Annotated in this window: 1 rRNA gene; it reads left to right on the top strand. The window is 53.7% G+C overall.

What is annotated here, in order from left to right:
* Positions 1-42 precede the first annotated feature (42 nt).
* A 16S ribosomal RNA gene (locus QSJ95_RS32785) occupies positions 43-255 on the top strand; the annotation flags it as partial.

The raw sequence follows: 255 nt of genomic DNA, 5'->3' as shown, positions 1-255 counted from the left end.
GCTGAGCCAAGTTTAGGGTTTTCTCAAAACCCGATCAGTATTGAACTGAAGAGTTTGATCATGGCTCAGATTGAACGCTGGCGGCAGGCCTAACACATGCAAGTCGAGCGGATGAAGGGAGCTTGCTTCCGGATTCAGCGGCGGACGGGTGAGTAATGCCTAGGAATCTGCCTGGTAGTGGGGGACAACGTTCCGAAAGGAGCGCTAATACCGCATACGTCCTACGGGAGAAAGTGGGGGATCTTCGGACCTCAC

This window comes from Pseudomonas sp. NBRC 100443, from assembly GCF_030268185.1.
Taxonomy (GTDB): domain Bacteria; phylum Pseudomonadota; class Gammaproteobacteria; order Pseudomonadales; family Pseudomonadaceae; genus Pseudomonas; species Pseudomonas citronellolis.
This window is presented reverse-complemented; position numbering and strand designations above follow the sequence as displayed.